Source organism: Pseudomonas fluvialis (assembly GCF_002234375.1).
GTDB classification, from domain to species: Bacteria; Pseudomonadota; Gammaproteobacteria; order Pseudomonadales; family Pseudomonadaceae; genus Aquipseudomonas; species Aquipseudomonas fluvialis.
The window spans coordinates 109,154-135,214 of record NZ_NMQV01000020.1; the positions used below are offsets into that span (position 1 = coordinate 109,154).

The 26,061-nt window shown below is 61.4% G+C and carries 18 protein-coding genes; 11 read left to right on the plus strand and 7 right to left on the minus strand.

Going from position 1 to position 26,061, the window contains the following annotated elements; all coding sequences use genetic code 11:
- Window positions 1-282 precede the first annotated feature (282 nt).
- The 9 genes from sdhC (at window position 283) to sucD (ending at window position 11,637) form a co-directional block, all read left to right on the plus strand.
- Window positions 283-657 (plus strand): succinate dehydrogenase, cytochrome b556 subunit, encoded by a 375-nt coding sequence (gene sdhC, locus CFY91_RS11050; RefSeq protein ID WP_093986422.1) that lies wholly within the window; start codon window positions 283-285, stop codon window positions 655-657.
- The gene (gene sdhD, locus CFY91_RS11055) at window positions 651-1,019 is read left to right on the plus strand and encodes a succinate dehydrogenase, hydrophobic membrane anchor protein (protein ID WP_093986423.1); all 369 of its coding nucleotides are present in this window, start codon (window positions 651-653) and stop codon (window positions 1,017-1,019) included. The genes sdhC and sdhD overlap by 7 nt, the downstream gene beginning before the upstream one ends.
- A gap of 3 nt (window positions 1,020-1,022) precedes the next feature.
- On the plus strand, window positions 1,023-2,795 hold the full coding sequence (gene sdhA / locus CFY91_RS11060; protein ID WP_093986424.1) for a succinate dehydrogenase flavoprotein subunit: 1,773 nt from the start codon (window positions 1,023-1,025) through the stop codon (window positions 2,793-2,795).
- A gap of 11 nt (window positions 2,796-2,806) precedes the next feature.
- A complete protein-coding gene (locus tag CFY91_RS11065; RefSeq protein WP_093986425.1) occupies window positions 2,807-3,514 on the plus strand; it encodes a succinate dehydrogenase iron-sulfur subunit in 708 nt (235 codons plus the stop codon).
- A gap of 250 nt (window positions 3,515-3,764) precedes the next feature.
- Complete coding sequence (locus CFY91_RS11070; RefSeq protein ID WP_093986426.1) at window positions 3,765-6,596, plus strand: 2-oxoglutarate dehydrogenase E1 component; 2,832 nt, start codon at window positions 3,765-3,767, stop codon at window positions 6,594-6,596.
- Between the two features lie 73 nt (window positions 6,597-6,669).
- Entirely contained in the window at window positions 6,670-7,893 is a 1,224-nt protein-coding gene (odhB, locus tag CFY91_RS11075; protein ID WP_093986427.1) for a 2-oxoglutarate dehydrogenase complex dihydrolipoyllysine-residue succinyltransferase, read from the plus strand.
- 73 nt (window positions 7,894-7,966) lie between these two features.
- Window positions 7,967-9,403 carry a dihydrolipoyl dehydrogenase gene (gene lpdA / locus CFY91_RS11080; RefSeq protein WP_093986428.1) on the plus strand — a complete coding sequence of 479 codons (1,437 nt, stop codon included), beginning with the start codon at window positions 7,967-7,969 and terminating at the stop codon, window positions 9,401-9,403.
- A 180-nt stretch (window positions 9,404-9,583) separates the two neighbouring features.
- Complete coding sequence (gene sucC / locus CFY91_RS11085; protein ID WP_093986429.1) at window positions 9,584-10,750, plus strand: ADP-forming succinate--CoA ligase subunit beta; 1,167 nt, start codon at window positions 9,584-9,586, stop codon at window positions 10,748-10,750.
- The gene (gene sucD / locus CFY91_RS11090; protein WP_093986430.1) at window positions 10,750-11,637 is read left to right on the plus strand and encodes a succinate--CoA ligase subunit alpha; all 888 of its coding nucleotides are present in this window, start codon (window positions 10,750-10,752) and stop codon (window positions 11,635-11,637) included. Before sucC ends, sucD begins: the two co-directional genes overlap by 1 nt.
- Window positions 11,638-11,711: 74 nt before the next feature.
- Here sucD and CFY91_RS11095 read toward each other — a convergent pair whose 3' ends face one another.
- The 6 genes from CFY91_RS11095 to CFY91_RS11120 are packed head-to-tail and all read right to left on the minus strand — an operon-like array spanning window position 11,712 to window position 18,485.
- A complete protein-coding gene (locus tag CFY91_RS11095; RefSeq protein ID WP_093986431.1) occupies window positions 11,712-13,349 on the minus strand; it encodes a BatD family protein in 1,638 nt (545 codons plus the stop codon).
- Window positions 13,346-15,082: a VWA domain-containing protein gene (locus CFY91_RS11100; protein ID WP_093986432.1), complete on the minus strand. Its 1,737-nt coding sequence runs from the start codon at window positions 15,080-15,082 to the stop codon at window positions 13,346-13,348. Before CFY91_RS11100 ends, CFY91_RS11095 begins: the two co-directional genes overlap by 4 nt.
- Window positions 15,079-16,080, minus strand: coding sequence for a VWA domain-containing protein (locus CFY91_RS11105; protein ID WP_093986433.1), 1,002 nt, complete (start codon window positions 16,078-16,080; stop codon window positions 15,079-15,081). The genes CFY91_RS11100 and CFY91_RS11105 overlap by 4 nt, the downstream gene beginning before the upstream one ends.
- Window positions 16,073-16,588, minus strand: a complete 516-nt coding sequence (locus tag CFY91_RS11110; RefSeq protein WP_093986434.1) for a DUF4381 domain-containing protein — start codon at window positions 16,586-16,588, stop codon at window positions 16,073-16,075. The genes CFY91_RS11105 and CFY91_RS11110 overlap by 8 nt, the downstream gene beginning before the upstream one ends.
- Window positions 16,585-17,526 carry a DUF58 domain-containing protein gene (locus CFY91_RS11115; protein ID WP_093986435.1) on the minus strand — a complete coding sequence of 314 codons (942 nt, stop codon included), beginning with the start codon at window positions 17,524-17,526 and terminating at the stop codon, window positions 16,585-16,587. The genes CFY91_RS11110 and CFY91_RS11115 overlap by 4 nt, the downstream gene beginning before the upstream one ends.
- Window positions 17,526-18,485 carry an AAA family ATPase gene (locus CFY91_RS11120; protein ID WP_093986436.1) on the minus strand — a complete coding sequence of 320 codons (960 nt, stop codon included), beginning with the start codon at window positions 18,483-18,485 and terminating at the stop codon, window positions 17,526-17,528. The genes CFY91_RS11115 and CFY91_RS11120 overlap by 1 nt, the downstream gene beginning before the upstream one ends.
- A 204-nt stretch (window positions 18,486-18,689) precedes the next feature.
- On the opposite strand from CFY91_RS11120, the gene CFY91_RS11125 reads away from it, so the two are divergent.
- Both CFY91_RS11125 and pap read left to right on the plus strand, forming a co-directional pair.
- The gene (locus CFY91_RS11125; RefSeq protein WP_093986437.1) at window positions 18,690-23,534 is read left to right on the plus strand and encodes an NAD-glutamate dehydrogenase; all 4,845 of its coding nucleotides are present in this window, start codon (window positions 18,690-18,692) and stop codon (window positions 23,532-23,534) included.
- Between the two features lie 102 nt (window positions 23,535-23,636).
- Complete coding sequence (gene pap / locus CFY91_RS11130) at window positions 23,637-25,133, plus strand: polyphosphate:AMP phosphotransferase (protein WP_093986438.1); 1,497 nt, start codon at window positions 23,637-23,639, stop codon at window positions 25,131-25,133.
- Between the two features lie 21 nt (window positions 25,134-25,154).
- Here the strand turns inward: pap and CFY91_RS11135 are convergent, their stop codons facing one another.
- Window positions 25,155-25,856: a YebC/PmpR family DNA-binding transcriptional regulator gene (locus tag CFY91_RS11135; protein WP_093986439.1), complete on the minus strand. Its 702-nt coding sequence runs from the start codon at window positions 25,854-25,856 to the stop codon at window positions 25,155-25,157.
- Between the last annotated feature and the right edge of the window lie 205 nt (window positions 25,857-26,061).

Consider the following 26,061-nt stretch of genomic DNA (forward strand, 5'->3'; position numbering starts at 1 on the left):
AATGTCAATTTGCCTGAGCCCTGTAGTTAGACGGGTTTTTGCCGGGTCTGGCCGGGCAAAAGGGGGCTATTTACGGCATTTGCAAAGGCTCTGCAATCCGCTCTTTGGGTAGGGTGGTCGCGTTGTCATTAGTTCCCTAACTGTCTATACTCGGCGACCGACCGGCAGGGCTTTGCCAGCCTGAATTCTGCCGTTCGGCACTCCCGTGGTGAGGGGTACCTGACCAGTGCACTTCCCGACAACTTGCCTGTTTGTTACGGGCCACAGTGTGAAAATAAAGCCGTGAATAGCCAACGACCTGTAAACCTAGATCTTCGGACGATAAAACTTCCGATCACTGCTTATACCTCCATCCTGCACCGCATTTCCGGTGTCATTCTCTTTGTCGGTCTTGTCGTGATGCTTTATGCGCTCGATAAGTCGCTGGCATCCGAGCAGGGTTTCAAAGAGGTACAGGAATGCTTGTCCAGCCCGCTGGCCAAGTTGGTGACGTGGGGGCTGCTGTCCGCACTGCTGTATCACCTGGTGGCCGGTATTCGCCATCTGATCATGGACATGGGCATCGGTGAGACGCTGGAAGGCGGCAAGCTGGGCTCGAAAATCGTCATCGCCGTTTCGGTGGTGCTGATCCTGCTCGCGGGGGTGTGGGTATGGTAACCAACGTAACCAATCTGTCGCGTTCCGGTCTGTACGACTGGATGGCGCAGCGTGTTTCCGCCGTGGTTCTGGCGGCTTACTTCCTGTTTCTGCTCGGCTACATGGTGGCCAGTCCCGATCTGGGCTATGCCCAGTGGCATGCATTGTTCTCCCAGAACTGGATGCGCATTTTCAGCCTGATGGCGCTGGTCGCCCTCTGTGCGCATGCCTGGGTTGGCATGTGGACCATCTCCACCGACTACCTGACCTCCATGGCCCTGGGCCGTTGGGCAACGGCAGTGCGTTTTCTCTTCCAGGCAGTCTGCGGCATGGCCATGTTCGTGGTGTTTGTCTGGGGCGTGCAGATTCTTTGGGGTGTCTGATCAATGGCTAGCATTCGTACTCTTTCCTATGACGCCATCATCGTCGGTGGCGGTGGTGCGGGCATGCGTGCCGCACTGCAACTGGCTCAGGGTGGTCACAAGACTGCCGTAGTCACCAAGGTTTTCCCGACCCGCTCGCACACCGTGTCCGCCCAGGGTGGCATCACCTGCGCCATTGCTTCGGCTGATCCGAACGATGATTGGCGCTGGCACATGTACGATACCGTCAAGGGTTCCGACTACATCGGTGACCAGGACGCTATCGAGTACATGTGCTCTGTCGGTCCGGAGGCCGTGTTCGAACTCGAGCACATGGGCCTGCCGTTCTCGCGTACCGAGCAGGGCCGCATCTATCAGCGTCCGTTCGGTGGTCAGTCCAAGGGGCCGGATAATCCCACCCAGGCTGCCCGTACCTGCGCTGCTGCCGACCGTACCGGTCACGCCCTGCTACATACCCTGTACCAGGGTAACCTGAAGGCAGGCACCTCGTTCCTCAATGAATGGTATGCCGTTGACCTGGTGAAGAATCAGGATGGCGCCATCGTCGGCATCATCGCCATCTGTATCGAGACCGGCGAGACCGTCTACATCCGTTCCAAGGCCGTGGTTCTGGCTACTGGCGGTGCTGGCCGTATTTACGCCTCCACCACCAATGCGTTGATCAACACCGGTGATGGCGTGGGCATGGCTCTGCGTGCCGGCGTGCCGGTGCAGGACATCGAAATGTGGCAGTTCCACCCGACCGGTATTGCCGGTGCAGGTGTGCTGGTTACGGAAGGTTGCCGTGGCGAGGGTGGTTACCTGATCAACGCGCATGGCGAGCGCTTCATGGAGCGTTACGCACCGAACGCCAAAGACCTGGCCGGTCGCGACGTGGTTGCCCGCTCCATGGTCAAGGAAGTCATCGCCGGCAACGGCTGTGGTCCGAACAAGGATCACGTGCTGTTGAAGCTGGATCACCTCGGTGAAGAAGTGCTGCACAGCCGCCTGCCGGGTATCTGTGAGCTGTCCAAGACCTTTGCTCATGTTGACCCTGTGGTTGCACCGGTTCCGGTCATTCCGACCTGCCACTACATGATGGGTGGTGTGGCTACCAACATCCATGGTCAGGCGATCACCCAGGACGCCAATGGCAACGACAAGATCATCGAAGGTCTGTTTGCTGTTGGTGAAGTGGCTTGCGTGTCGGTACACGGTGCCAACCGCCTGGGCGGCAACTCGCTGCTTGACTTGGTGGTATTCGGTCGTGCGGCTGGCCTGCACCTGGAAAAAGCACTCAAGGAAGGTGTTGAGGCGCGCGGTGCCAGCGAAACCGACATCGAGCAGTCGCTCAAGCGTCTGGCTGGCGTCAACGAGCGTAATACGGGTGAAGATGTGGCGCCGCTGCGTAAGGAGCTGCAGCAGTGCATGCAGAACTATTTCGGTGTATTCCGTACCGGCGAATACATGGAGAAGGGCATCAAACAACTGGCCGACCTGCGTGAGCGCATCGCGAACGTCAAGATCGCGGACAAGAGCCAGGCGTTCAATACTGCGCGTATCGAAGCGCTGGAACTGCAAAACCTGCTCGAAGTGGCCGAGGCTACTGCGATTGCCGCGAATACTCGTACCGAGTCTCGTGGTGCGCATGCCCGTGAAGACTTCGAGGAGCGCGATGACGAAAACTGGCTGTGCCACACCCTGTACTTCCCGGGTGACAAGCGCGTAGCCAAGCGTGCCGTCAACTTCGCGCCGAAGACTGTTCCGGCGTTTGAACCCAAGGTTCGGACTTATTAAGGGTGCCTGATATGTTGCAAGTCAGTGTTTATCGTTACAACCCGGAGAAAGACGCTTCTCCCTACATGCAGGACTTCCAGGTCGATACCGGCGGCAAGGATGTCATGGTCCTTGACGTACTGGCCTTGATCAAGGAACAGGATCAGAGCTTTTCCTACCGTCGCTCTTGCCGTGAAGGGGTCTGTGGCTCCGATGGCATGAACATCAACGGCAAGAATGGCCTGGCCTGCATCACGCCGCTGTCGGCTGCTGGCCTGAAGGGCGGCAAGCTGGTCATCCGTCCGCTGCCGGGGCTTCCGGTGATTCGTGACCTGGCCGTCGATATGAGCATCTTCTATAAGCAATACGAGAAGGTGCAGCCGTACCTGCAGAACGACACGCCGGCTCCGGCCATCGAGCGTCTGCAGTCTCCGGAAGAGCGCGAGAAGCTGGACGGTCTGTACGAGTGCATCCTGTGCGCGTGCTGCTCCACCAGCTGCCCGTCCTTCTGGTGGAACCCGGACAAGTTCCTCGGTCCTTCGGCGTTGCTGCAGGCCTACCGTTTCCTGGCTGATAGCCGCGATACGCAGACTGCCGAACGTCTGGCTGCACTCGATGATCCGTTCAGCGTGTTTCGCTGCCGCGGCATCATGAACTGCGTGAATGTCTGTCCGAAGGGCTTGAACCCGACCAAGGCGATCGGACATATTCGCAACATGTTGCTGCAAAGCGGTACCTGATTACACCTTGCGTTACCTGCAACACCTGCGGCGGCAGATTTAACCCTGCCGCCGCAGTCAATCCAGGGTTCAGGCTCACAAAGCCAGGCCCTATAACTGAATAATATGAAGACCAGCAGGGGCGACCGGGCTGGTGCCCGGACTATCTGCGGGATTCGTAGTGGCTTTACCAAGGTCGCTGCATCAGGACTTTGCACAGCAGACTGCGTAGTCACCGCTGGTGGTGTCCCCTTACCGAGGGTGACCTAGCATGCAAGAAAGCGTAATGCAGCGCATGTGGAGCAGCGCCCACCTATCCGGTGGTAACGCGGCCTATGTGGAAGAGCTTTATGAGCTCTACCTGCACGATCCTAACGCTGTGCCCGAAGAGTGGCGCACCTACTTCCAGAAATTGCCGGCTGACGGCAATCCTGCCAACGACGTCTCACACTCCACGATTCGTGATCATTTCGTCCTGCTGGCCAAGAACCAGCGGCGTGCCCAGCCTGTTTCGGCCGGAACCGTCAGCAGCGAGCATGAGAAGAAGCAGGTTGAAGTACTGCGCCTGATTCAGGCCTTCCGCATGCGCGGCCACCAAGCCGCCCAACTCGATCCGCTGGGGCTTTGGCAGCGCAAGGCGCCCGCCGACCTGTCGATTCATCATTACGGTCTGACTGATGCCGATCTGGACACCACATTCCGTACCGGTGAACTGTTCATCGGCAAGGAAGAGGCCACCCTGCGAGAAATCCATCAGGCGCTGCAAGAGACCTATTGCCGCAATATTGGTGCAGAGTTCACGCATATCGTCGACTCTGAACAGCGCAAGTGGTTTGCCCAGCGCCTGGAAAGTGTGCGCGGTCGCCCGTTGTACTCCGCCGACGTGCGCGGCCACCTGCTGGAGCGTCTGACGGCCGCCGAGGGTCTGGAAAAATACCTGGGTACCAAGTATCCCGGTACCAAACGCTTTGGTCTTGAGGGTGGGGAAAGCCTGATTGCCCTGCTTGACGAAATCATCCAGCGCAGTGGTTCCTACGGCACCAAGGAAATCGTCATCGGCATGGCGCACCGCGGTCGCCTCAACGTCTTGGTGAATACCTTCGGAAAGAATCCGCGCGATCTGTTCGACGAGTTCGAGGGCAAGAAGACCGAGGGGCTGTCTTCCGGTGACGTGAAATATCACCAGGGCTTCTCGTCCAACGTCATGACCCAGGGAGGGGAAGTACACCTGGCGCTGGCCTTCAACCCTTCCCACCTGGAGATTGTCTCTCCGGTGGTCGAAGGCTCGGTGCGGGCCCGACAAGATCGTCGCAGCGACAAGACTGGCGACAAGGTATTGCCGATTTCCATCCATGGTGACGCTGCGTTCGCCGGCCAGGGCGTGGTCATGGAAACCTTCCAGATGTCGCAGACCCGTGGTTACAAAACGGGCGGCACCATTCATCTGGTGATCAACAATCAGGTAGGTTTCACCATCAGCAATCCTCAGGACTCGCGCTCGACCGAGTACTGCACGGATGTGGCGAAGATGATTCAGGCGCCGATTCTCCATGTGAATGGCGATGACCCCGAGGCAGTGCTGTTTGTCACCCAGCTAGCCGTTGACTACCGCATGCAGTTCAAGCGCGATGTGGTTATCGACCTGGTTTGCTACCGTCGCCGCGGTCACAACGAAGCAGACGAGCCGTCCGGCACGCAGCCGTTGATGTACCAGCAGATTGCCAAGCAACGCACCACTCGCGAGCTGTATGCCGATTCGCTGGTACAGGCTGGCGTACTCGATGCTCAGCGTGTTCAGGAGAAGATCGACGAGTACCGTACGGCCCTGGATAACGGTCAGCATGTGGTCAAGAGCCTGGTCAAGGAGCCCAACAAGGAGCTGTTTGTCGACTGGCGCCCTTATCTGGGGCATGCCTGGACAGCCCGTCACGATACCCGCTTCGAGCTCAAGACCCTGCAGGAACTGGCTGCCAAGCTGGTCGATGTACCGGAAGGCTTCCTGCTGCAGCGCCAGGTGGCGAAGATCCTCGAAGACCGGCAGAAGATGACGGCCGGTGCCTTGCCGATCAACTGGGGCTACGCCGAGAACCTTGCCTATGCCACCTTGCTCTTCGAAGGTCACCCGGTACGTATTACCGGCCAGGACGTAGGCCGCGGCACCTTTTCGCACCGTCATGCGGCGCTGCATAGTCAGAAAGACGGTAGCACCCATCTGCCGCTGCAGAACCTCTATGCCGGTCAGCCGGCGTTCGAGCTGTATGACTCCTTCCTTTCCGAGGAGGCCGTACTGGCATTTGAGTACGGTTACGCAACCACCACGCCGAATGCGCTGGTGATCTGGGAAGCGCAGTTCGGCGACTTTGCCAACGGTGCCCAGGTGGTGTTCGACCAGTTCATTTCCAGTGGTGAGCACAAGTGGGGACGCCTGTGTGGCCTGACCGTGCTGCTGCCGCATGGTTATGAAGGGCAGGGCCCTGAGCACAGCTCGGCGCGTCTGGAGCGTTATCTGCAGCTGTGTGCCGAGCACAACATCCAGGTCTGCGTGCCGACCACTCCGGCGCAGGTCTACCACATGCTGCGTCGCCAGGTGATTCGTCCGCTGCGTAAGCCCTTGGTCGCATTGACGCCCAAGTCGTTGCTGCGTCATAAGCTGGCCATCTCGACCTTGGAAGAGCTTGCTGAAGGCTCCTTCCAGACGGTGATTGGTGAAGTGGATGCGCTGGAAGCCAAGAAAGTGGAACGGCTGATTCTGTGCAGTGGCAAGGTCTACTACGACTTGTTGGAGAAGCGGCGTGCCGAAGGGCGCGAAGATATTGCCATCGTGCGTATCGAGCAGCTCTATCCGTTCCCCGAGGAAGACCTCGCGGAGGCTTTGGCACCGTTCAAGCATCTCAAGCACATTGTCTGGTGCCAGGAAGAGCCGATGAACCAGGGCGCGTGGTACTGCAGTCAGCACCACATGCGCCGTGTAGCCAGTGCGCACAAGAAGGATCTGTTCCTGCAATACGCCGGTCGCGATGCTTCGGCAGCGCCTGCCTGTGGCTATGCTTCGATGCATGCCGAACAGCAGGAGAAACTGCTGCAGGACGCCTTCACCGTTTAACTGCCTTGCTTTGCTACGCCAGCCTGTAGCTGGCGTAGTACGACATCACCGAATTAGATAGGAACTGAACAACATGGCTATCGAGATCAAAGCCCCTACATTCCCTGAGTCGGTCGCCGACGGCACGGTTGCTACCTGGCACAAGAAGCCGGGCGAGGCGGTCAAGCGTGACGAGCTGATCGTCGACATCGAGACCGACAAAGTGGTCATGGAAGTACTGGCCGAAGCTGACGGCGTGGTTGGCGAGATTCTCAAGAACGAAGGCGACACCGTGCTCAGCGGCGAACTGCTGGGCACCCTGGTCGACGGCGGCGCGGCCAGTGCGCCGGTAGCCGCAGCACCGGTTGCTGCGGTAGCGGCCCAGGTCGCTGCTCCGGCGTCTGCCGAAGAAGCCCTGCTGTCTCCGGCAGCCCGCAAGATCGCCGAGGAAAATGGCCTGAATCCGGCGGCCATCGCCGGTACCGGCAAAGGTGGTCGGGTGACCAAGGAAGACGTGGTGGCGGCTGTCGAGGCACGCAAGACTGCTCCGGTTGCGGCGCCAGCTGCCAAACCGGCCGCGCCGGCTGCCGAAGCACCGCTGTTCGCTGCCGGCGAGCGTGTCGAGAAACGCGTACCGATGACCCGCCTGCGCGCCAAGATCGCCGAGCGCCTGGTCGAGGCGCAGTCTTCCATGGCCATGCTGACCACCTTCAATGAAGTGGACATGCATGAAGTCATGGCCCTGCGCAGCAAGTACAAGGACCTCTTCGAGAAGACCCATAACGGTGTGCGCCTGGGCTTCATGTCGTTCTTCGTCAAGGCCGCGGTCGAGGCGCTCAAGCGCTTCCCGGCCGTGAATGCCTCGATCGATGGCAACGATATCGTCTACCACGGCTACCAGGACATCGGCGTGGCCGTATCCAGTGACCGTGGACTGGTGGTGCCGGTACTGCGCAATGCCGAATTGATGAGCCTCGCAGAGATCGAGAACGGCATTGCCACCTTCGGTAAGAAGGCGCGTGACGGCAAGCTGTCCATCGAAGAAATGACCGGTGGCACCTTCACCATCACCAATGGCGGCACCTTCGGTTCGATGATGTCGACGCCGATCGTCAACCCGCCACAAGCGGCCATCCTCGGCATGCACAACATCATCCAGCGTCCGGTAGCGATCAACGGCCAGGTGGTGATTCGTCCGATGATGTACCTGGCGCTGTCCTACGATCACCGCCTGATTGATGGCAAGGAAGCAGTGAGCTTCCTGGTCACCATCAAGAACCTGCTGGAAGACCCGGCGCGCCTGCTGCTGGATATCTAAACATCAGCGGCAAGCTGCAAGTCTGCAAGCTGCTTAGCTTCGACTTGCGGCTTAAGGCTTAAAGGAGAAAGTTATGACCCTGAAATTTGACGTGGTAGTGATTGGTGCAGGCCCGGGCGGCTATGTGGCGGCCATCAAGGCGGCCCAGCTGGGCCTGAAGACTGCCTGCATCGAGAAATACCAGGACAAGGACAACAAGGTAGCACTCGGTGGTACCTGCCTGAACGTCGGCTGCATTCCCTCCAAGGCGCTGCTCGACAGCTCCTGGAAATACCATGAGGCCCAGGAAGGTTTTGCCGTGCATGGTATTACCGCCAAGAGCGTCAGCATCGACGTGCCAGCAATGATTGCACGCAAGGCTCAGATCGTTAAGAACCTCACCGGCGGTATCGCCGGCCTGTTCAAGGCCAATGGTGTAACCCTGCTGGAGGGGCATGGCAAGCTGCTGGCCGGTAAGCAGGTGGAAGTCACCGGCAGCGACGGCAGCGTGACCTTGGTGCAGGCGGAGAACGTGATCATCGCGTCCGGCTCCAAGCCTATCGACATCCCACCAGCGCCGGTCGATCAGGAAGTGATCGTGGATTCTACCGGTGCTCTGGAGTTCCAGAGCGTCCCGAAGAAACTCGGGGTGATTGGTGCGGGGGTTATCGGCCTCGAACTGGGTTCGGTCTGGGCGCGGCTGGGTGCTGAAGTCACCGTGATCGAGGCCCAGGACAAGTTCCTCCCGGCGGCTGACGAGCTGATTGCCAAGGAAGCCCTGAAGACGCTCACCAAGCAAGGCCTGAGCATTCGTCTGGGGGCTCGCCTGACGGCTTCTGAAGTGAAGAAGAAGCAGGTGACTGTGAGCTTCACCGATGCCGAAGGTGAACAGCAAATGACCTTCGACAAGCTGATCGTTGCGGTTGGCCGTCGTCCGGTAACGACTGATTTGCTGGCTGCCGATTGCGAGGTGACGCTCGACGAACGTGGCTATATCTATGTTGACGACTACTGCGCGACCAGCGTGCCCGGCGTGTATGCGGTGGGTGACGTAGTGCGTGGGCCGATGCTCGCTCACAAGGCATCGGAAGAGGGCATCATGGTGGCCGAGCGTATTGCCGGTCACAAGGCACAGATGAACTATGACCTGATTCCCGGGGTGATCTATACCCATCCGGAAATCGCCTGGGTCGGCAAGAACGAGCAGCAACTCAAGGCCGAGGGCGTGGAAATCAATGTCGGCACCTTCCCGTTTGCTGCCAGTGGCCGCGCCATGGCTGCCAACGATACCGGTGGTCTGGTCAAGGTCATTGCCGATGCCAAGACTGACCGCGTGCTGGGCGTGCATGTGATTGGCCCGAGTGCTGCCGAACTGGTACAGCAGGGAGCCATTGCCATGGAGTTCGGCACCAGTGCCGAAGACCTGGGCATGATGGTGTTCTCGCACCCGACGCTGTCCGAAGCGCTGCATGAAGCGGCACTGGCGGTAAACGGCCAGGCGATCCATATCGCCAACCGCAAGAAACGCTAAGCAGGTTGCAGGGGGCGCGACAGTTGCTCGCCGCCCTCTGTGCAAGGAACCACGGTGCACGGCCCGCGGGTTTTCGCCTGACGGAAAGTGTGCCGGGCCATCAAAAGGTGGCCACAGGTGGCGCGGCGTCAAAAGCGCAGCGCCGTACGCGCAATACCCAAACACAAACGGTAGACAAGCATGAATCTCCATGAATATCAGGGTAAGCAGCTGTTCGCTGAATACGGCCTGCCCGTATCCCAGGGCTATGCCGTAGACACCCCGGAAGAGGCCGCAGCGGCATGTGACAAAATCGGCGGCGATATGTGGGTGGTCAAGGCCCAGGTGCATGCCGGTGGTCGTGGCAAGGCTGGCGGCGTCAAGCTGGTCAAGAACAAGGAAGACGCCAAGGCATTCGCCGCCCAGTGGCTGGGCAAGCGTCTGGTGACCTACCAGACCGACGCCAGTGGCCAGCCGGTGACCAAGATTCTGGTCGAAGCCTGCACTGATATCGACAAGGAACTCTACCTGGGCGCGGTGGTTGACCGTTCCAGCCGCCGTATCGTGTTCATGGCGTCTACCGAAGGTGGCGTGGAAATCGAGAAGGTTGCCCACGACACCCCGGAAAAGATCCTCAAGGCCACTATTGATCCGCTGGTTGGCGCACAGCCCTTCCAGGGCCGCGAGCTGGCCTTCCAGCTGGGCCTGCAGGGCGACCAGATCAAGCAGTTCACGCACATCTTCGTTGGCCTGGCCAAGCTGTTCCAGGACTACGACCTGGCCCTGCTGGAAATCAACCCGCTGGTCATCAAGAAAGACGGCAACCTGCACTGCCTGGATGCCAAGATCAACATCGACGGCAACGCCCTGTATCGCCAGCCCAAGCTGCGCGCCATGCATGACCCGTCGCAGGACGACCCGCGCGAAGCCCACGCGGCCAAGTTCGAACTGAACTACGTGGCCCTGGAAGGCAACATCGGCTGCATGGTCAACGGTGCCGGCCTGGCCATGGGCACCATGGATATCGTCAACCTGCACGGCGGCAAGCCGGCCAACTTCCTTGATGTCGGCGGTGGTGCCACCAAGGAGCGGGTGACCGAGGCGTTCAAGATCATCCTTTCCGACAGCAACGTGCAGGCCGTACTGGTCAACATCTTCGGTGGCATCGTGCGCTGCGACATGATTGCCGAAGGCATCATCGGCGCGGTCAAGGAAGTCGGCGTGAAAGTGCCGGTGGTGGTGCGTCTGGAAGGTAACAATGCCGAACTCGGCGCCAAGGTACTGGCCGAGAGTGGCCTGAACATCATCGCGGCAACCAGTCTGACCGACGCGGCTCAGCAAGTGGTCAAAGCGGCGGAGGGCAAGTAATGAGCGTCCTGATCAATAAAGACACCAAGGTCATCTGCCAGGGCTTTACCGGCTCGCAGGGTACTTTCCACAGTGAGCAGGCGATTGCCTACGGTACGCAGATGGTCGGTGGGGTAACCCCGGGCAAGGGCGGTACCACGCATCTCGGTCTGCCGGTGTTCAACACCGTCAAGGAAGCCGTGGCTGCCACGGGGGCCGATGCCTCGGTGATCTATGTGCCGGCTGCCTTCTGCAAGGACTCGATCCTCGAAGCCGCCTTCGGTGGTATCAAGCTGATCGTCTGCATTACCGAAGGCATCCCGACCATCGACATGCTGGAAGCCAAGGTCAAGTGCGACGAGCTGGGCGTACGCCTGATCGGCCCGAACTGCCCGGGCGTGATCACTCCCGGCGAGTGCAAGATCGGCATCATGCCGGGGCACATCCACCTGCCGGGCAAAGTCGGCATCGTGTCGCGCTCCGGCACCCTGACCTATGAAGCCGTGAAGCAGACCACCGACGCCGGCTTCGGCCAGTCGACCTGTGTAGGTATCGGTGGCGACCCCATCCCGGGCTCCAACTTCATCGATATCCTCAAGCTGTTCCAGGAAGATCCGAAGACCGAAGCCATCGTGATGATCGGTGAAATCGGTGGTAGTGCCGAGGAAGAGGCTGCAGCCTTCATCAAGGCCAATGTCACCAAGCCGGTAGTTTCCTATATCGCGGGTGTGACGGCTCCTGCCGGCAAGCGCATGGGCCATGCGGGCGCCATCATTTCCGGCGGTAAAGGCACCGCGGACGAGAAGTTCGCTGCCCTGCAGGATGCCGGCGTGAAAACCGTGCGTTCCCTGGCGGATATCGGCAAGGCCCTGGCCGAGCTGACTGGTTGGGAAATGAAGAAGGCCTGATTCATTCAGTCTTCTTTAAGAACCCCGGGGCGCCTGGCGCCCCGGGGTTTTTTATGCGCCTTCGGAAAAATGCTTCAGCGCGGGTAAAGCGGGGGCAGACTGTTGTCGCTGTTGCCGGACTGGTCTTCGTGCCTGGCTGGCAAGTTGCGCACGGCCTGCCACAACTGTTCGCCGTGCCAATCACTGGCTGCCTCGCTGTACAGCGCGCCATTCAGGCCATCCAGCGCTTGCGAGAGCGCCTCGTAGCGTGCCGCCATGTCGGCGAGGGTTTCGGGTTGTTGGCGAGCCCAGGCATCGAGGGCCTGGCGGGTTTGCTGTGGGTCACCGGACAGGCAGGCGCGCTTGAGTTCGTCGAGCAGGGTGCGCGGGCTGGGGCCGCTGGGGGCTGTCGCGTTACTGGCCACGGCAGGTTGGCGTCGTGCATGCCACCACAGGGCAAAGCCCAGCAGGGTAGTGCAGGCCAGCACGGCCGTGGCCAGCTGCCAGGCCCACAGCAGCGGGTGCGCAGGCTGTTCGTCCAGTTCGTTGCTGAAGCGTGCCGGTTCGCGCAGCAGTGCCGGGTTGTCTTGTACCTGCAGGACTTCTTCGGCGAGCTCTATGCGCTCAAGGCTGTCAGTTTCGGTGTTCCACCAGTACAGGGTCAGGGCGGGTAAACGCAGTTCGCCGACCTGTAGGGGAATCAGGGCCTCACGTTCCTCGCGGCCACCGATCAAGCCATGTTCCTCGCGCTGGTCGGTGAGGTTCGGCTGGTCAGGGTAGCGGCGTAGATGCTCGGCTTCGCTAATCGGCAGGGGCGGCAGTTGGGCGCTGGAGAGTCCTTCGGCCTTGAGCAGCAGGCTGCGGGTGATCGATTCGCCCAGGCGTGCGGCGTCCGGTTGCGGTTGCCAGGCTTGTACCAGGCTGACCTTGCGTGCCGGCAGCCAGGGGGCTCCGGGTGGGTAGCTGGGCGGTTGCGGGCGAACCTGCAGGAGCAAATCCGGAGCGCGCACATGGCGTCGTCCGCTGCGCCGGCTGAGGCTGTCGCTGTCGGCCAGGGTGGCACTGAATACCTGCCCTGGAATGCGTAGCTCGCCACTCTGCTGGGGATAAAGCGCATAACGCACTTCGATCACGCCATGGCGTATGCCGTTAAGCAGTTTCTCGAAGGTGCGCGGCTCGCCAAGACGTTCGATGCGTGCGCTATCGACTTGTGGAGCTGTCAGGCTGCTGTCATCGAACAGCGAAACCGAGTGATAGATGCGTACGGTGAGGAGGGCCTGTTGCTGTACATAAACCTGGTCCTGCTCCAGATGCGCGTCGATGAATAGCGGTGCCAGGCTGGCTTGTGGGTTATGGTTTTCCTGCACCTGCAACTGCAGGGGTGCGCTGGCCTGTGGTGGATTGCCCAGGCTGGGCAGCTGCAGTAGGCCGCTGCGTTTGGGGAGCAAGGTGATGACCCAGCGCATGCTGGTGCGTGCACTGCCCTCGCGGCTGCTCAGGCTGTTCAGCTGACGGCTGGCGAGAATCTCAAAGTCTTTCTCCAGGGGGGACAGGTCGGGACGACGGAACTGCGTGGGGTCATCGGCCTCTAGCGTTAGCTCCAGGGTTTCCCCGGCCTGCAGTACCTGGCGATCCACTTCGGCGGTCAACGCCAGGCTCATGCCGGGCATGGCCAGCAAGGCCAGCCAGAGCAGTGGTTTGCCGCGGCGCAGTAGAACAGACAGAAGACTCATGGCTGCGCTTCCTCAGCATGCTGTTGTTGGTACCAGAATTTGCGGCGCAGCAACTCGGCCGGGTCATCCGGCACGTCACGCAGCCATTGTTCGAGCGCTTGCTGCTGTTCGCGGCTTGCCGGGGTGCTGCTGGCCTGGCCGAGTGCGGCGCCGTTTTCCGGACCGGTTGCGCCGGGCGCCAGGCTGTCAGCCTGTGGGCCTGGGCCAGTACTTTCGTCCGCTGCGCCTGGCTCCGTGGCGTTCTGGGCAGGGCTACCCTGTTGTGTCGGACGGTCGCTCTCCTGAGCCGGTTGGGCCGGTGTGCCGGCTGTGCTGGGCTGATTGGCTGTCGGCGTCGGCGAATCGCTCGGCGGGCTGGCCTGGGTGTCCTGCTGACGACGCAGTGCCAGTAATTGCTCGACCAGTTGCTTGTTGTGCAAGGCCACGCTCAGCTTGCCATCGATTTCCAGCGCCGTTTCGTAGGCATCCAGCGCTGCTTCCAGATCGCCATTGCTGGCCAGGGCATTGCCACGGTTGTAATGATCGGCGGCGTGCTGGCCGAGGGCAAAGCGTTGCGCAGCAGCGACATAGTCGCCTGCCTGGTAGAGCGCATGACCTTGCCACTGTGGATCAATGAAACGCTGTGCGGCCTGTGCAGGCTGGCCTTGGCGCAACAAGCGTATGCCCTGCTGATCGGCGCGTAGCCAGAGATCCTCCCAGTTCATGGCCTGTGCTGGCGGTGCCAGCAACAGGCCCACGGGCAGAATGAACAGCCAGCCGCGTCGCGCCGCACAGGCGGCCAGCAGTAACAAAGGCAGCAGCAACCAGTGGCCATGATCCAGCCAGACATCCAGGCGTAGTTGCTCGCCGCTGTGACGCAACTGCCCGCCACTGTCGAGCAAGCCCAGAGCGATCAGGTCGCTGTTGCCCAATTGCAGATTGGTGTAGCGGCCGGCCACTGCCTCGGCCAGGGCTTGCAGGCCCGTTGCGTCGAGGCGGGTCAGCTGGATGGCACCCTGTGCGTCCTTGCGCAAGCCACCCTGGCTATCCGGTATCGGTGCACCGGCCTGACTGCCCAGGCCGAGGATCAGCAACTTCTGGCTGTTGCGCCCTAGTCGCTGGCGGATACCCAGCTGCTCCTGAGCGGACAACTCGGCGGTTAGCAGCAGCAGGCGGCCGGCTCCGTTGGCACCTTGTTCCAGCAGTTGTTGCGCCTTGCCGATGGCCAGGTCGGCGCGTTGTCCCGCGCGGGGCATGATGTCGGGGTGCAGCGCGTCGAGCAGGTTCAGGCTGGTGTTCAGGTCATCCGAGAGGGGCACTACGCTGTGCGCACTACCGGCATACACGACCAGGGCGGTTTGTGCATCGCCACGCAGTTGCAGCAGGTCGGCAATTTTGTGGCGCGCCTGCTGCAGGCGATTCGGCGTGAGATCGGCAGCGAGCATGCGCGGTGTCATGTCAAGGATGATCACCAAAGGATCGTGGCGTTTCAGCTCGTTATGACTCAGCCGCTCTCCGCTGGGCCCCAGCAAGGCCAGGCCGGCCAGTAGCCAGCCCAGCCCGAGGAGCACCCAGGGTAGGCGCTGACGGCCGCTATGGCTGTGCTCCAGCAGCCAGGGTTGCAGGGCACGGGGCAGCAGTTGTTGCCATTGCCCATGGCGTTGCTGGCGTTGCCAGAGACGCCAGAGCAGGTAGCCCAGTAATGGCAGTAGCAACAGCCAGAGTGGGCGTAGCAGGAAGAACCCGTCGCTCATGCTGATCGCCTCCCGCGTGGCCAGCGCATACTCAGTTGCGGCAGGCAGAGCGACACACTGCCCAGTAGGGCCAGGGCCAGCGGCCAGGGGTAGAGGGGCTGGTTGAGGCGGGTCAGGCTGGCCTGCTGGGCTACGGGCTCGAGACGGTTGAGTTGTTCGCCGATGCGTTCGAGGTCCTTACTGTCGCGAGCGCGGAAATATTCGCCGCCGGTCAGCTCGGCAATATCCCGCAGGGTCGGCTCATCCAGCTCCAGGGCGCCTGCGCCGGCCAGCAGTCCGGGGCCATTGGCGGGGGCCTGGGCGCCTATGCCCAGGGTGTAGATGCGTACCTGCTCGGCGGCAGCCAGGCGTGCAGCGACCAGTGGGTCCAGGCTGCCGGCGTTGCTGGCGCCATCGGTGATCAGCAGCAGTACCCGGCTATTTTGCGGGCGCAGGCGCAGGCGCTTGATGGCCACGCCGATGGCGTCGCCGAGTGCCGTTTCGCTGCCGGCAATGCCGACCTGTGCCTCGCTCAGCCAATGGCTGATGCTTCGCCGGTCATAGGTCAGCGGTGCCTGCAGGTAGGCGCGTGAACCGAACAGGATCAGCCCCAGGCGGTCACCCTGGCGGCTTTCGATGAACGGGGCAAACAGCTGTTGCAGCAAGGCCAGGCGTGACAGGCTCTGGCCCTGCCAGTGCATGTCCGGGTAGTCCATCGAGCCGGAGACATCCACGGCCAGTAGCAGGTCGCGGCCACTGCTCGGTACAGGCAGCGGCTCACCCTGCCATTGCGGGCGTGCGGCGGCGCTCAGCAGCAGTAGCCAAATCAGCAGAAAGGGTGCCTGGCGACGCCAGGCGGGCAGATAGCCGCGCGGTACACGGCCGCTCAGTTCGGCCAGTTCCTGCAGAAAAGGCACGCGCAACGCGGCTTCCTCAGGCGGCGCAGGGGGCAGCACGGCGCGCATCAGCCAGGGCAATGGCAGCAGGCTGAAGATCCAGGGCCAGGCGAACTCAAACATGCTTGCGAATCCAGGTGGCGACGGCCAGTGCCAGCTCATCGATGGCCTTGTCATCCAGCTGGCAGCGACTGCGATAGGCGCCGTCGACCAGCACCATCCAGCGGGTGAGTCCGGCTGCTGGACAGCGGCTGTCGAGGAAGGCCAGCCACTGCCGTCCGCTCAGGGTATGGCTGCCGGCGTCGGGATAATGAGCCAGACATACGCGCTTGAGCAGTTCATTGAGCTGTTGCAGCCAGGGGCCGGCGTCCTGCTGATAGGGCCTGGGCAGTGCCTGCAGCGCCTGCAGCGCAGCCTGGCGCTGCGCATCGAGTTCCTGGGTAACCTTCTCCTCTGGGCGCGGGCGTGTCTGCCAGCGCTGCCCTAAACGCCAGCTTGCCCAGACCAGCAGGAGCAACACGAACGGCAGCAGCCACCAGCCGATTGCGGGTGGCCAGAGGCCTATCGGCGCAGCCGGCAACAAGGGCTGGAGCTGCTCCAGCGCCTGCTGTTCCGTGGCGCTCAGGCTCATGGCGAAGGCCTCCCTTGCGCGAGGTGCTGCTTGAGCTGATCAAGCAGAGGGCTGGCACTGCTCAGCGGCAGCAGCAGCACGCCCAGTTGCTGGGCCAGGCGCTCCCAGCGCGCCTGGCGATTGCTCGCCTGAGCCTGCCACTGGCGTCGCAAGGCGGGTTGCTGGCAGTCCAGGGTCAGGCTCTGCGCGCCCTGGCAAAAGCGCAGCAGGCCGGCCTGTGGCAGGGCATGTTCAAGGGGGTCGGAGATGGGCATGAGGATCAGGTCGTTGTGACGCGCCAAGAGAATCAGCTGCTGTTCGACCGTTTCATTCAGTGCGCGTTCATCACAGATGATTGGCAGCAGGCTGCCTGGGCGCATGACCTCTCGACTGCGCCGCAGCGCCTGGGTGAAGGCTTCCGCATCTTCGCGTGGATTATCTTGCAGGCTGGCATTGGCCTTGGCCAGGCGCGCAAGCAGTTGCAGCAGGCTTTGCTTGCTGCGGCGTGGACGAACTTCCTGAGGTGCCAGACAGCCGAAGACCAGTCCTCCGATCCGATCGTTGTGTTCCAGTGCCGACCAGGCAAACAGGCTCGCCGCCTGTGCCGCCAGCACGGACTTGAACAGCAACTGGCTGCCGAAAAACAACCGCGGGCTTTGCTCAACCAGAATGAATACCGGGCGTTCGCGCTCTTCGTGGAACAGCTTGGTGTGCGGCTCCTGGCTGCGTGCGGTCACGCGCCAGTCGATACTGCGTACATCATCGCCCGGCTGGTATAGGCGTACCTGATCGAAGTCTACGCCACGCCCGCGCAGCCGCGAGTGATGCAGGCCGATCAGCGGGCTGCGCCGGGCATTGCTGGAAAACAGCTGCACCTCGCGCAGCTGGTGACGCATATCGATCAGCTCGGCCAGGCTGATCTGGCAAGGGCTGGCAGGCAAGGCGCTGTGTCGGCTCATCAGCCCACGGCAACCCGATCGAGAATGCGCTGGATGACCCGGTCCTGGTCGATGCCGGCCGCTTCGGCCTCGAAGGAGAGGATCAGGCGGTGACGCAGTACGTCAAAGAGTACCGCCTGGATGTCTTCCGGACTGACGAAGTCGCGGCCAGCCAGCCAGGCGTGCGCGCGGGCGCAACGGTCCAGGGCAATCGAGCCGCGCGGACTGGCGCCGTAGCTGATCCATTCGGCCAGCTCGCTGTCGTACTTGGCGGGGGTGCGTGTGGCCATTACCAGTTGCACCAAGTACTCCTCCACGGCGTCGGCCATGTACAAACCGAGGATTTCCTGGCGCGCGGCAAAGATCGCTTCCTGGCTGACCTTTTGCGGGGCTTCGGCCTCGCCGTGCAGGGCCTCGCCACGTGCCTGCTGGAGAATCTTGCGCTCTACCGCGGCATCGGGAAAACCGATGCGCACATGCATGAGGAAACGATCGAGCTGGGCTTCCGGCAGGGGATAGGTGCCTTCCTGCTCGATCGGGTTCTGCGTGGCCATGACCAGGAACAGTGGCGGCAGCGGATAGGTACAGCGACCCACCGAGACCTGGCGCTCGGCCATGGCCTCGAGCAGCGCTGACTGCACCTTGGCGGGGGCGCGGTTGATCTCGTCGGCCAGCACCAGGTTGTGAAAGACCGGACCCTGCTGGAAGGCGAAGCTGGCGGTTTCCGGGCGGTAGATCTCGGTGCCGGTGATATCCGCCGGCAGCAGGTCGGGGGTGAACTGGATGCGGTGAAACTCGGCTTCCAGGCCTTCGGCCAGCTCCTTGATGGCGCGGGTCTTGGCAAGCCCCGGCGCGCCCTCGACGAGCAGGTGGCCGTCGGCCAGCAGGGCAATCAGCAGTCGCTCGATCAGACGTTCCTGGCCGAGGATCTGGGTTGAAAGAAAATGTCGCAACGCGACAAGCGCTTCACGGTGTTCCATCGCTAAGCTCTGCTGGGCGGAATGACTGGCCGGTCACTGTGGGCGGCCGTTTTGATTGCGCCACTGTAATGCAATAGCCCTGCTCTGGACTAATGTTCAGCCTGGGGACTGTGCAAGTGATCATGTCTCTGGCGCCGTTGGCGGCACCAGAGACATGGCCGCCGCCAGTCTCCGTATTCCCTTCACGGTAAATGGAGCCTCACCATGACCTTTTTCACTGCCGCCAGCAAGGCTGACTTCCAGCACCAACTGCAAGGAGCCCTGGCGCAGCATGTCGACGAACAGGCGCTGCCACAAGTAGCGCTGTTCGCCGAGCAATTCTTTGGCATCGTGGCCCTTGATGAGCTGTCGCAGCGGCGGCTGGGCGACCTGGCGGGCGCCACCTTGTCAGCCTGGCGTCTGCTTTCGCACTTCGATCCTGCGCAGCCGATCGTGCGGGCCTTTAATCCGGACTACGAGAAACATGGCTGGCAGTCCACGCACACGGCTATCGAAGTGCTGCATGGCGATATCCCGTTTCTGGTCGACTCGCTGCGTATGGAACTCAACCGGCGTGGCTACAGCATCCATACCCTGCAGAACAGCGTGTACAGCGTGCGGCGCAATGCAGCTGGCGAGCTGCTCGAAGTGTTGCCGCGTGGCAGTAGCGGAGAGCAAGTGCGTCAGGAGGCGCTGATCTATCTGGAGATCGATCGTTGTGCCAGTGGCGCAGAGCTGCATGCGCTTGAGCAGGGGCTGCTTGATGTGCTGGGCGATGTGCGTCTGGCCGTCGCCGATTTCGCGCCGATGCGCGCGCGCGCGCAGCAACTGCTGGCCGGCCTGGACAAGGCGCGCGGCAAGGGGGCGCCTGCCGAATTGGAGGAGGTCAAGACCTTTCTTGCCTGGCTGCTGGACAATCACTTCACCTTCCTGGGTTACGAAGAGTTCACGGTGCATGAGCAGGCGGAGGGCGGCTGCCTGGTCTATGACGAACAGTCGTTGCTGGGCCTGTCGCGTTTGCTACGTAGCGGATTGAGCGAACAGGAGCGACATATCGAGCCGCAGGCGCTTGCCTACCTGCGCGAACCACAGCTGCTGTCCTTTGCCAAGGCGGCGGTGCCGAGTCGGGTGCATCGTCCGGCCTATCCGGATTTCGTCTCGTTGCGTGAGTTGGACGGCAAGGGGCAGGTGGTGCGTGAGTGCCGCTTCATGGGGCTGTACACCTCCACGGTGTACGCCGAAAGTGTCCGGCGTATTCCTTTCATTCGCCTGAAAGTGGCCGAAATTACTCGGCGCTCCGGTTTTGAGAGCAGTGCGCACCTGGGCAAGGAGTTGGCTCAGGTACTTGAAGTGCTGCCGCGCGATGATCTGTTCCAGACCCCGGTGGACGAGTTGTTCAGTACCGCTATCGCCATCGTGCAAATCCAGGAACGCAACAAGTTGCGCCTGTTCCTGCGGCGTGATCCCTACGGACGCTTTGCCTATTGCCTGGCCTATGTGCCGCGCGATGTGTATTCCACCGAAGTGCGCCTGAAGATCCAGCAGATCCTGATGGAGCGTCTGCAGGCCAGCGACTGCGAGTTCTGGACCTATTTCTCCGAGTCGGTGCTGGCCCGTGTGCAGTTCATCCTCAAGGTGGACCCGCGGCAGTCGCCGGTCATTGACCCGCAACGCCTGGAGCAGGAAGTGATCCTGGCTTGTCGCTCCTGGCAGGATGATTTTGCCGGCCTGATCGTGGAAAGTCTGGGCGAGGCCCAGGGGACCCAGGTGCTGGCGGACTTTCCCAAAGGCTTCCCGGCCGGTTATCGCGAGCGTTTTGCTGCGCACTCGGCGGTGGTCGACATGCAGCACCTGCTCGGCCTCGACGAGCAGCGTCCGCTGGCCATGAGTTTCTACCAGCCACTGGCGCACAGCGGTGGCCAGCTGCACTGCAAGCTCTATCATGCCGACACACCGCTGCCGCTGTCGGATGTCTTGCCTATTCTCGAGAACCTCGGCTTGCGTGTGTTGGGTGAGTTTCCCTACAAGCTACGGCGTGCCGATGGCCGGGAGTTCTGGATTCATGATTTCGCCTTTATCACCGCCGAAGGCGTGAAGGCGGATATCCAGCAGCTCAACGACACCCTGCAGGATGCCTTCGTGCATATCGTGGCTGGTCAGGCGGAAAACGATGCCTTCAACCGCCTGGTCTTGAGCGCTGCGATGCCATGGCGCGAGGTGGCCTTGTTGCGTGCCTATGCGCGCTATCTCAAGCAGATTCGCCTGGGCTTCGATCTCAGCTATATCGCCGCCACGTTGGTCAATCATGCCGAGATTGCCCGCGAGCTGGTGCGTCTGTTCCGTACGCGTTTTTATCTGGCGCGCAAGCTGTCGGCCGAAGACCTGCAGGACAAGCAGCATAAGCTGGAGCAGGCGATTCTCGCTGCGCTCGACAATGTGGCGGTACTCAACGAGGACCGCATCCTGCGGCGCTATCTGGACCTGATCAAGGCCACCCTGCGCAGCAACTTTTTCCAGAGCGCTGCCGACGGCCAGGCCAAATCCTACTTCAGCTTCAAGCTCAGTCCGCGACTCATTCCGGACATTCCCAGACCGGTACCGAAGTTCGAGATTTTCGTCTACAGCCCACGCTTTGAAGGCGTACACCTGCGCTTTGGCGATGTGGCGCGTGGCGGTCTGCGCTGGTCGGATCGCGAGGAGGATTTCCGCACCGAGGTGCTGGGCCTGGTCAAGGCCCAGCAGGTGAAGAACGCGGTGATCGTGCCGATGGGCGCCAAGGGGGGCTTCGTGCCGCGACGTTTGCCGCCAGGGGGCACGCGCGATGAAGTCCTTGCCGAAGCGATTGCCTGCTACCGGCTGTTCATCAGTGGTCTGCTGGATATCACCGATAACCTGCGCGAGGGACAGATTGTCGAGCCAGAGGGCGTGGTACGCCATGATGCTGACGATCCCTATCTGGTGGTGGCCGCCGACAAGGGCACCGCGACTTTCTCGGACATTGCCAATGGCATTGCCCGCGACTATGGCTTCTGGCTGGGCGATGCCTTTGCCTCGGGTGGTTCGGCTGGCTATGACCACAAGGGCATGGGCATTACCGCCAAGGGCGCCTGGGTGAGTGTGCAGCGTCATTTCCGCGAGCGTGGTATCGACGTGCAGAAAGACCCGATCACGGTCATCGGTATTGGTGACATGGCTGGTGATGTGTTCGGCAATGGTTTGCTGCTCTCGGAGAAATTGCAGTTGGTGGCTGCGTTCAACCACCTGCATATTTTCATCGACCCTGATCCGGATGCAGCAAAGAGCTTCGTCGAGCGCAAGCGTCTGTTCGAGCTGCCGCGCTCATCCTGGGCCGACTATGACGCGCAGCTGATTTCCACAGGGGGCGGGGTTTTCCTGCGCAGCGCCAAGAGCATCGCCATCACTCCGCAGATGCAGGCACGTTTTGCGATCCAGGCCGAACGCTTGGCGCCCAATGACCTGATCAGCGCACTGCTCAAGGCACCGGTAGACCTGATCTGGAACGGCGGCATCGGCACCTATGTCAAATCGAGCAAGGAGAGCCATGCCGATGTCGGCGATAAGGCCAACGATGCGCTGCGGGTCAACGGTTGCGAGCTGCGCACCAAGGTGTTTGGTGAAGGCGGCAATCTGGGGATGACCCAGCTGGGGCGGGTCGAGTTTGGCCTGGCAGGGGGCGCCGGCAACACCGACTTCATTGATAACGCGGGTGGGGTGGACTGCTCCGACCACGAAGTCAATATCAAGATCCTGCTCGGTGAGATCGTCGCGGCCGGTGACATGACCGAGAAGCAGCGCAACCAGTTGCTGGCGCAGATGACCGATGACGTGGCGGCACTGGTGCTGGCAAACAACTACAAGCAGACTCAGGCCCTGTCCCTGGCCGAGCGCCGCGCCCGTGAACGTTTGCCAGAATACAAGCGTTTGATGGCTGCTCTGGAAACGGCTGGCAAGCTGGATCGGGCCCTGGAGTTCCTGCCCGGTGACGATGAGCTGAACGAGCGTGCCGCCAATGGCCGGGGGCTGACTCGGGCAGAGCTGGCGGTACTGATTTCCTATAGCAAGATCGATCTCAAGGAGGCGTTGCTCAGGTCCAGCCTGGTGGATGACGGCTATCTGGTTCGGGAGATGCGCACGGCCTTCCCGGCACGCCTTGGCGAACAGTTTGCTGAGGTGATGCAAGGGCATCGCCTGAAGCGGGAAATCATCAGCACGCAGGTTGCCAATGACCTGGTCAATCACATGGGCATCACCTTCGTGCAACGCCTCAAGGAGTCGACCGGCATGGATGCGGCCAGTGTGGCCGGGGCCTATTTGGTGGTGCGTGACGTATTCCGCCTGCCGTACTGGTGGCAGCAGATCGAGGCGCTGGACTATCAGGTTCCCGCTGAGCTACAGCTGCAGCTGATGGATGAGCTGATGCGTCTGGGGCGTCGCGCTACCCGCTGGTTCCTGCGCAGTCGCCGCGACACGCTGGATGCGGCACGCGACGTGGCGCATTTTGCGCCCCGTGTAGCGGAGCTGGCTGGTAGTCTTGATCAGCTCCTCGAAGGACCTGCGCGTGAGCAGTGGTTGGCGCGTTTCCAGAGCTATGTCGAGGCGGGGGTTGCCGAGCCGTTGGCGCGCCTGGTGGCGGGCACTAATCACCTGTACACGCTGCTGCCGATCATCGAGGCAGCAGATGTCTGCGGGCGTACGCCGCAGGAGGTGGCCAGTGTGTACTTTGCCGTGGGTGGTGCACTCGAGCTGTCCTGGTATCTGCAGCAGGTCACTAACCTGCCGGTGGAAAATACCTGGCAGGCGCTGGCGCGCGAGGCGTTTCGCGATGATCTGGATTGGCAGCAACGGGCGATTACCGTGGCGGTATTGCAGTGCGAGGAGCCGTGTGCCGAACTGGAACAACGCCTGGCCAGCTGGTTGCAGCAGCATCAGCCACTGGTCCAGCGCTGGTTGGCCATGCTGGCTGAGCTGCGTGCTGCCAGTAGCGTCGACTATGCCATGTATACCGTGGCCAGCCGCGAACTGATGGACCTGGCGCAAAGCCAGGGTTGAACGCTGTGCGGCGGCGGGTTGATGGCCCGTCGCCGTGCAGTACTGGCCATTGCCTGGGGCATTGCGTAGGCTCGTTGCTCATTGCCTTGCGGGGAGTACAGGATGTTCGAGTCTGCCGAAATCGGCCATGCCATCGATAAACAGAGTTATGACATCGCGGTGGCCGATCTGCGCGAGGCCTTACTCGAAGCGCAGTTCGAGTTGCAGCAGCACAAGCGTTTTGCCGTGCTGATTCTGATCAATGGCATTGAGGGGGCTGGCAAGGGCGAAACTGTCAAACTGCTCAACGAATGGATGGACCCGCGTGGCATCCAGGTAGAGAGTTTCATGGCGCCCACCGATGAGGAGTTGGAGCGGCCTGCACAGTGGCGCTTCTGGCGCAAGCTGCCGGCCAAGGGGCGCATCGGCATCTTCTTCGGCAACTGGTATAGCCAGATGCTCCAGGCACGTGTCGATGGACGCATCAGCAATGCCCGTCTGGATCAGGCGATCCACAATACTGAGCGTTTCGAGCGCATGCTCTGTGATGAGGGCACACTGATCTTCAAGTTCTGGTTCCATCTGTCCAAGCAGCAGCTCAAGGCGCGCCTGCAGAGCCTGGAGCAGGATCCGCAACGCAGTTGGCAGATCAGCCAGCTGGACTGGAAGCAGAACCGCGTCTACGACAAGTTCGTCAAATTTGGCGAGCGGGTACTACGGCGAACCAGTCGCGACTATGCGCCCTGGTATGTAATCGAAGGGGCGGATGCCAACTATCGCAGTCTGAGTGTCGGGCGCATTGTCCTGGAAGGCTTGCAGGCCGCCCTGCATCATCAGGAACGCCGGCAGCGCAACCCGCATGCCGCACCGTTAGTGCATAGCCTGGATAATCGCAGTCTGATCGACAGCCTGGATCTTCGCCTGCAACTCAGTAAGGAGGAATATCGCCAGCAATTGGCCAGCGAGCAGGCCAGGCTAGCCTTGTTGATGCGTGACAAACGGATGCGCAAGCATGCGTTGATGGCGGTTTTTGAAGGTAACGATGCCGCTGGCAAGGGAGGCGCGATTCGCCGCGTGGCCGAAGCGTTGGATCCGCGCCAGTATCGTATCGTGCCGATTGCCGCGCCTACCGAAGAAGAGCGGGTGCAACCCTATCTGTGGCGATTCTGGCGACATGTTCCGGCACGCCGGCAATTCACTATCTTCGATCGCTCCTGGTATGGCCGGGTACTGGTGGAGCGAGTCGAGGGCTTTTGCGCGCAGGCTGACTGGCTGCGCGCCTACGGCGAGATCAATGATTTCGAGGAGCAGTTGCATGACGCCGGCATCGTGCTGGTGAAGTTCTGGTTGGCGATTGATCAGGATACCCAGTTCAAGCGCTTCGAGGAGCGGGCGAGCATTCCCTTCAAACGCTACAAGATTACCGAGGACGATTGGCGTAATCGGGAGAAGTGGCCGCAGTATGTCGATGCAGTGGGCGATATGGTCGATCGCACCAGCACCGAGCTGGCGCCCTGGACGCTGGTGGAGGCCAATGACAAGCGTTATGCACGCATCAAGGTCCTGCGAACCCTCAATGCAGCCCTGGAAGCAGCCTTTGCCCGTGACGGCAAAGGCTGAGTGGCTTGCGCAGGCGTCAGGTCAGACGCTCAGACCGACGTAGACGTTCTGAACATCATCGTGGTTGTCGAGTGCTTCAAGAAAGGCTTCGACTTCTTCCAGTGCGCTGCCACTGAGGGTGACCGGGTTCTTGGCGCGATAGCCAAGCTTGGCCGAGTTGACGGTAAAGCCATACTCGGGCAAGGCGCGGCACACGGCGTCCAGATCGGTGGCTTCGGTGTAGAACAGGCTGTCGCCGTCTTCGCTGGCCTCGAAATCCTGGGCGCCGGCTTCGATGGCTGCCAACTCCGCATCGACTTCTGCGCTGTTGGGTGTGGCTTCGATCATGCCCAGGTGTTCAAAGTCCCAGGCGACCGAGCCGGAGGTGCCGAGCTGACCTTTGCGAAACAGTACACGGATTTCGGCAACGGTACGATTGACGTTGTCGGTCAGGCACTCGACGATCAGTGGCACCTGGTGTGGCGCAAAGCCTTCGTAAAGGGTGCGCTCGTACTGGATGATCTCGCCGGACAGTCCCGCGCCTTTCTTGATGGCGCGCTCCAGCGTGTCCTTGGGCATCGAGGCTTTCTTGGCTTGCTGCACCGCTAGGCGCAGCTTGGGGTTCATGTCCGGGTCGGCGCCGTTACGCGCAGCGATCATGATTTCCTTGACCAGCTTGCCGAACAACTTGCCTCGGGCATTGGCGGCGGCTTCTTTGGGTTTGGCTTTCCACTGGGCACCCATGGTGTGTCTCCCTGGCAGTCGGTTGGTGAGGTGGGCTTCAGCGCTTGCCCATGGAACGACGCGAGCCGCGTGGCGCGGGGCCCGGGCGTTGGTCGTGGTTGCTGTTCTTGTCGTTGCCTGGCCAGGCAGTCTTGGCGTCTTTCTTCGGCGCGTAGGTGTCGGCAGCAAAGGGAAAACGGAAGGGCGCGCTGGCAGATTGCGGGGT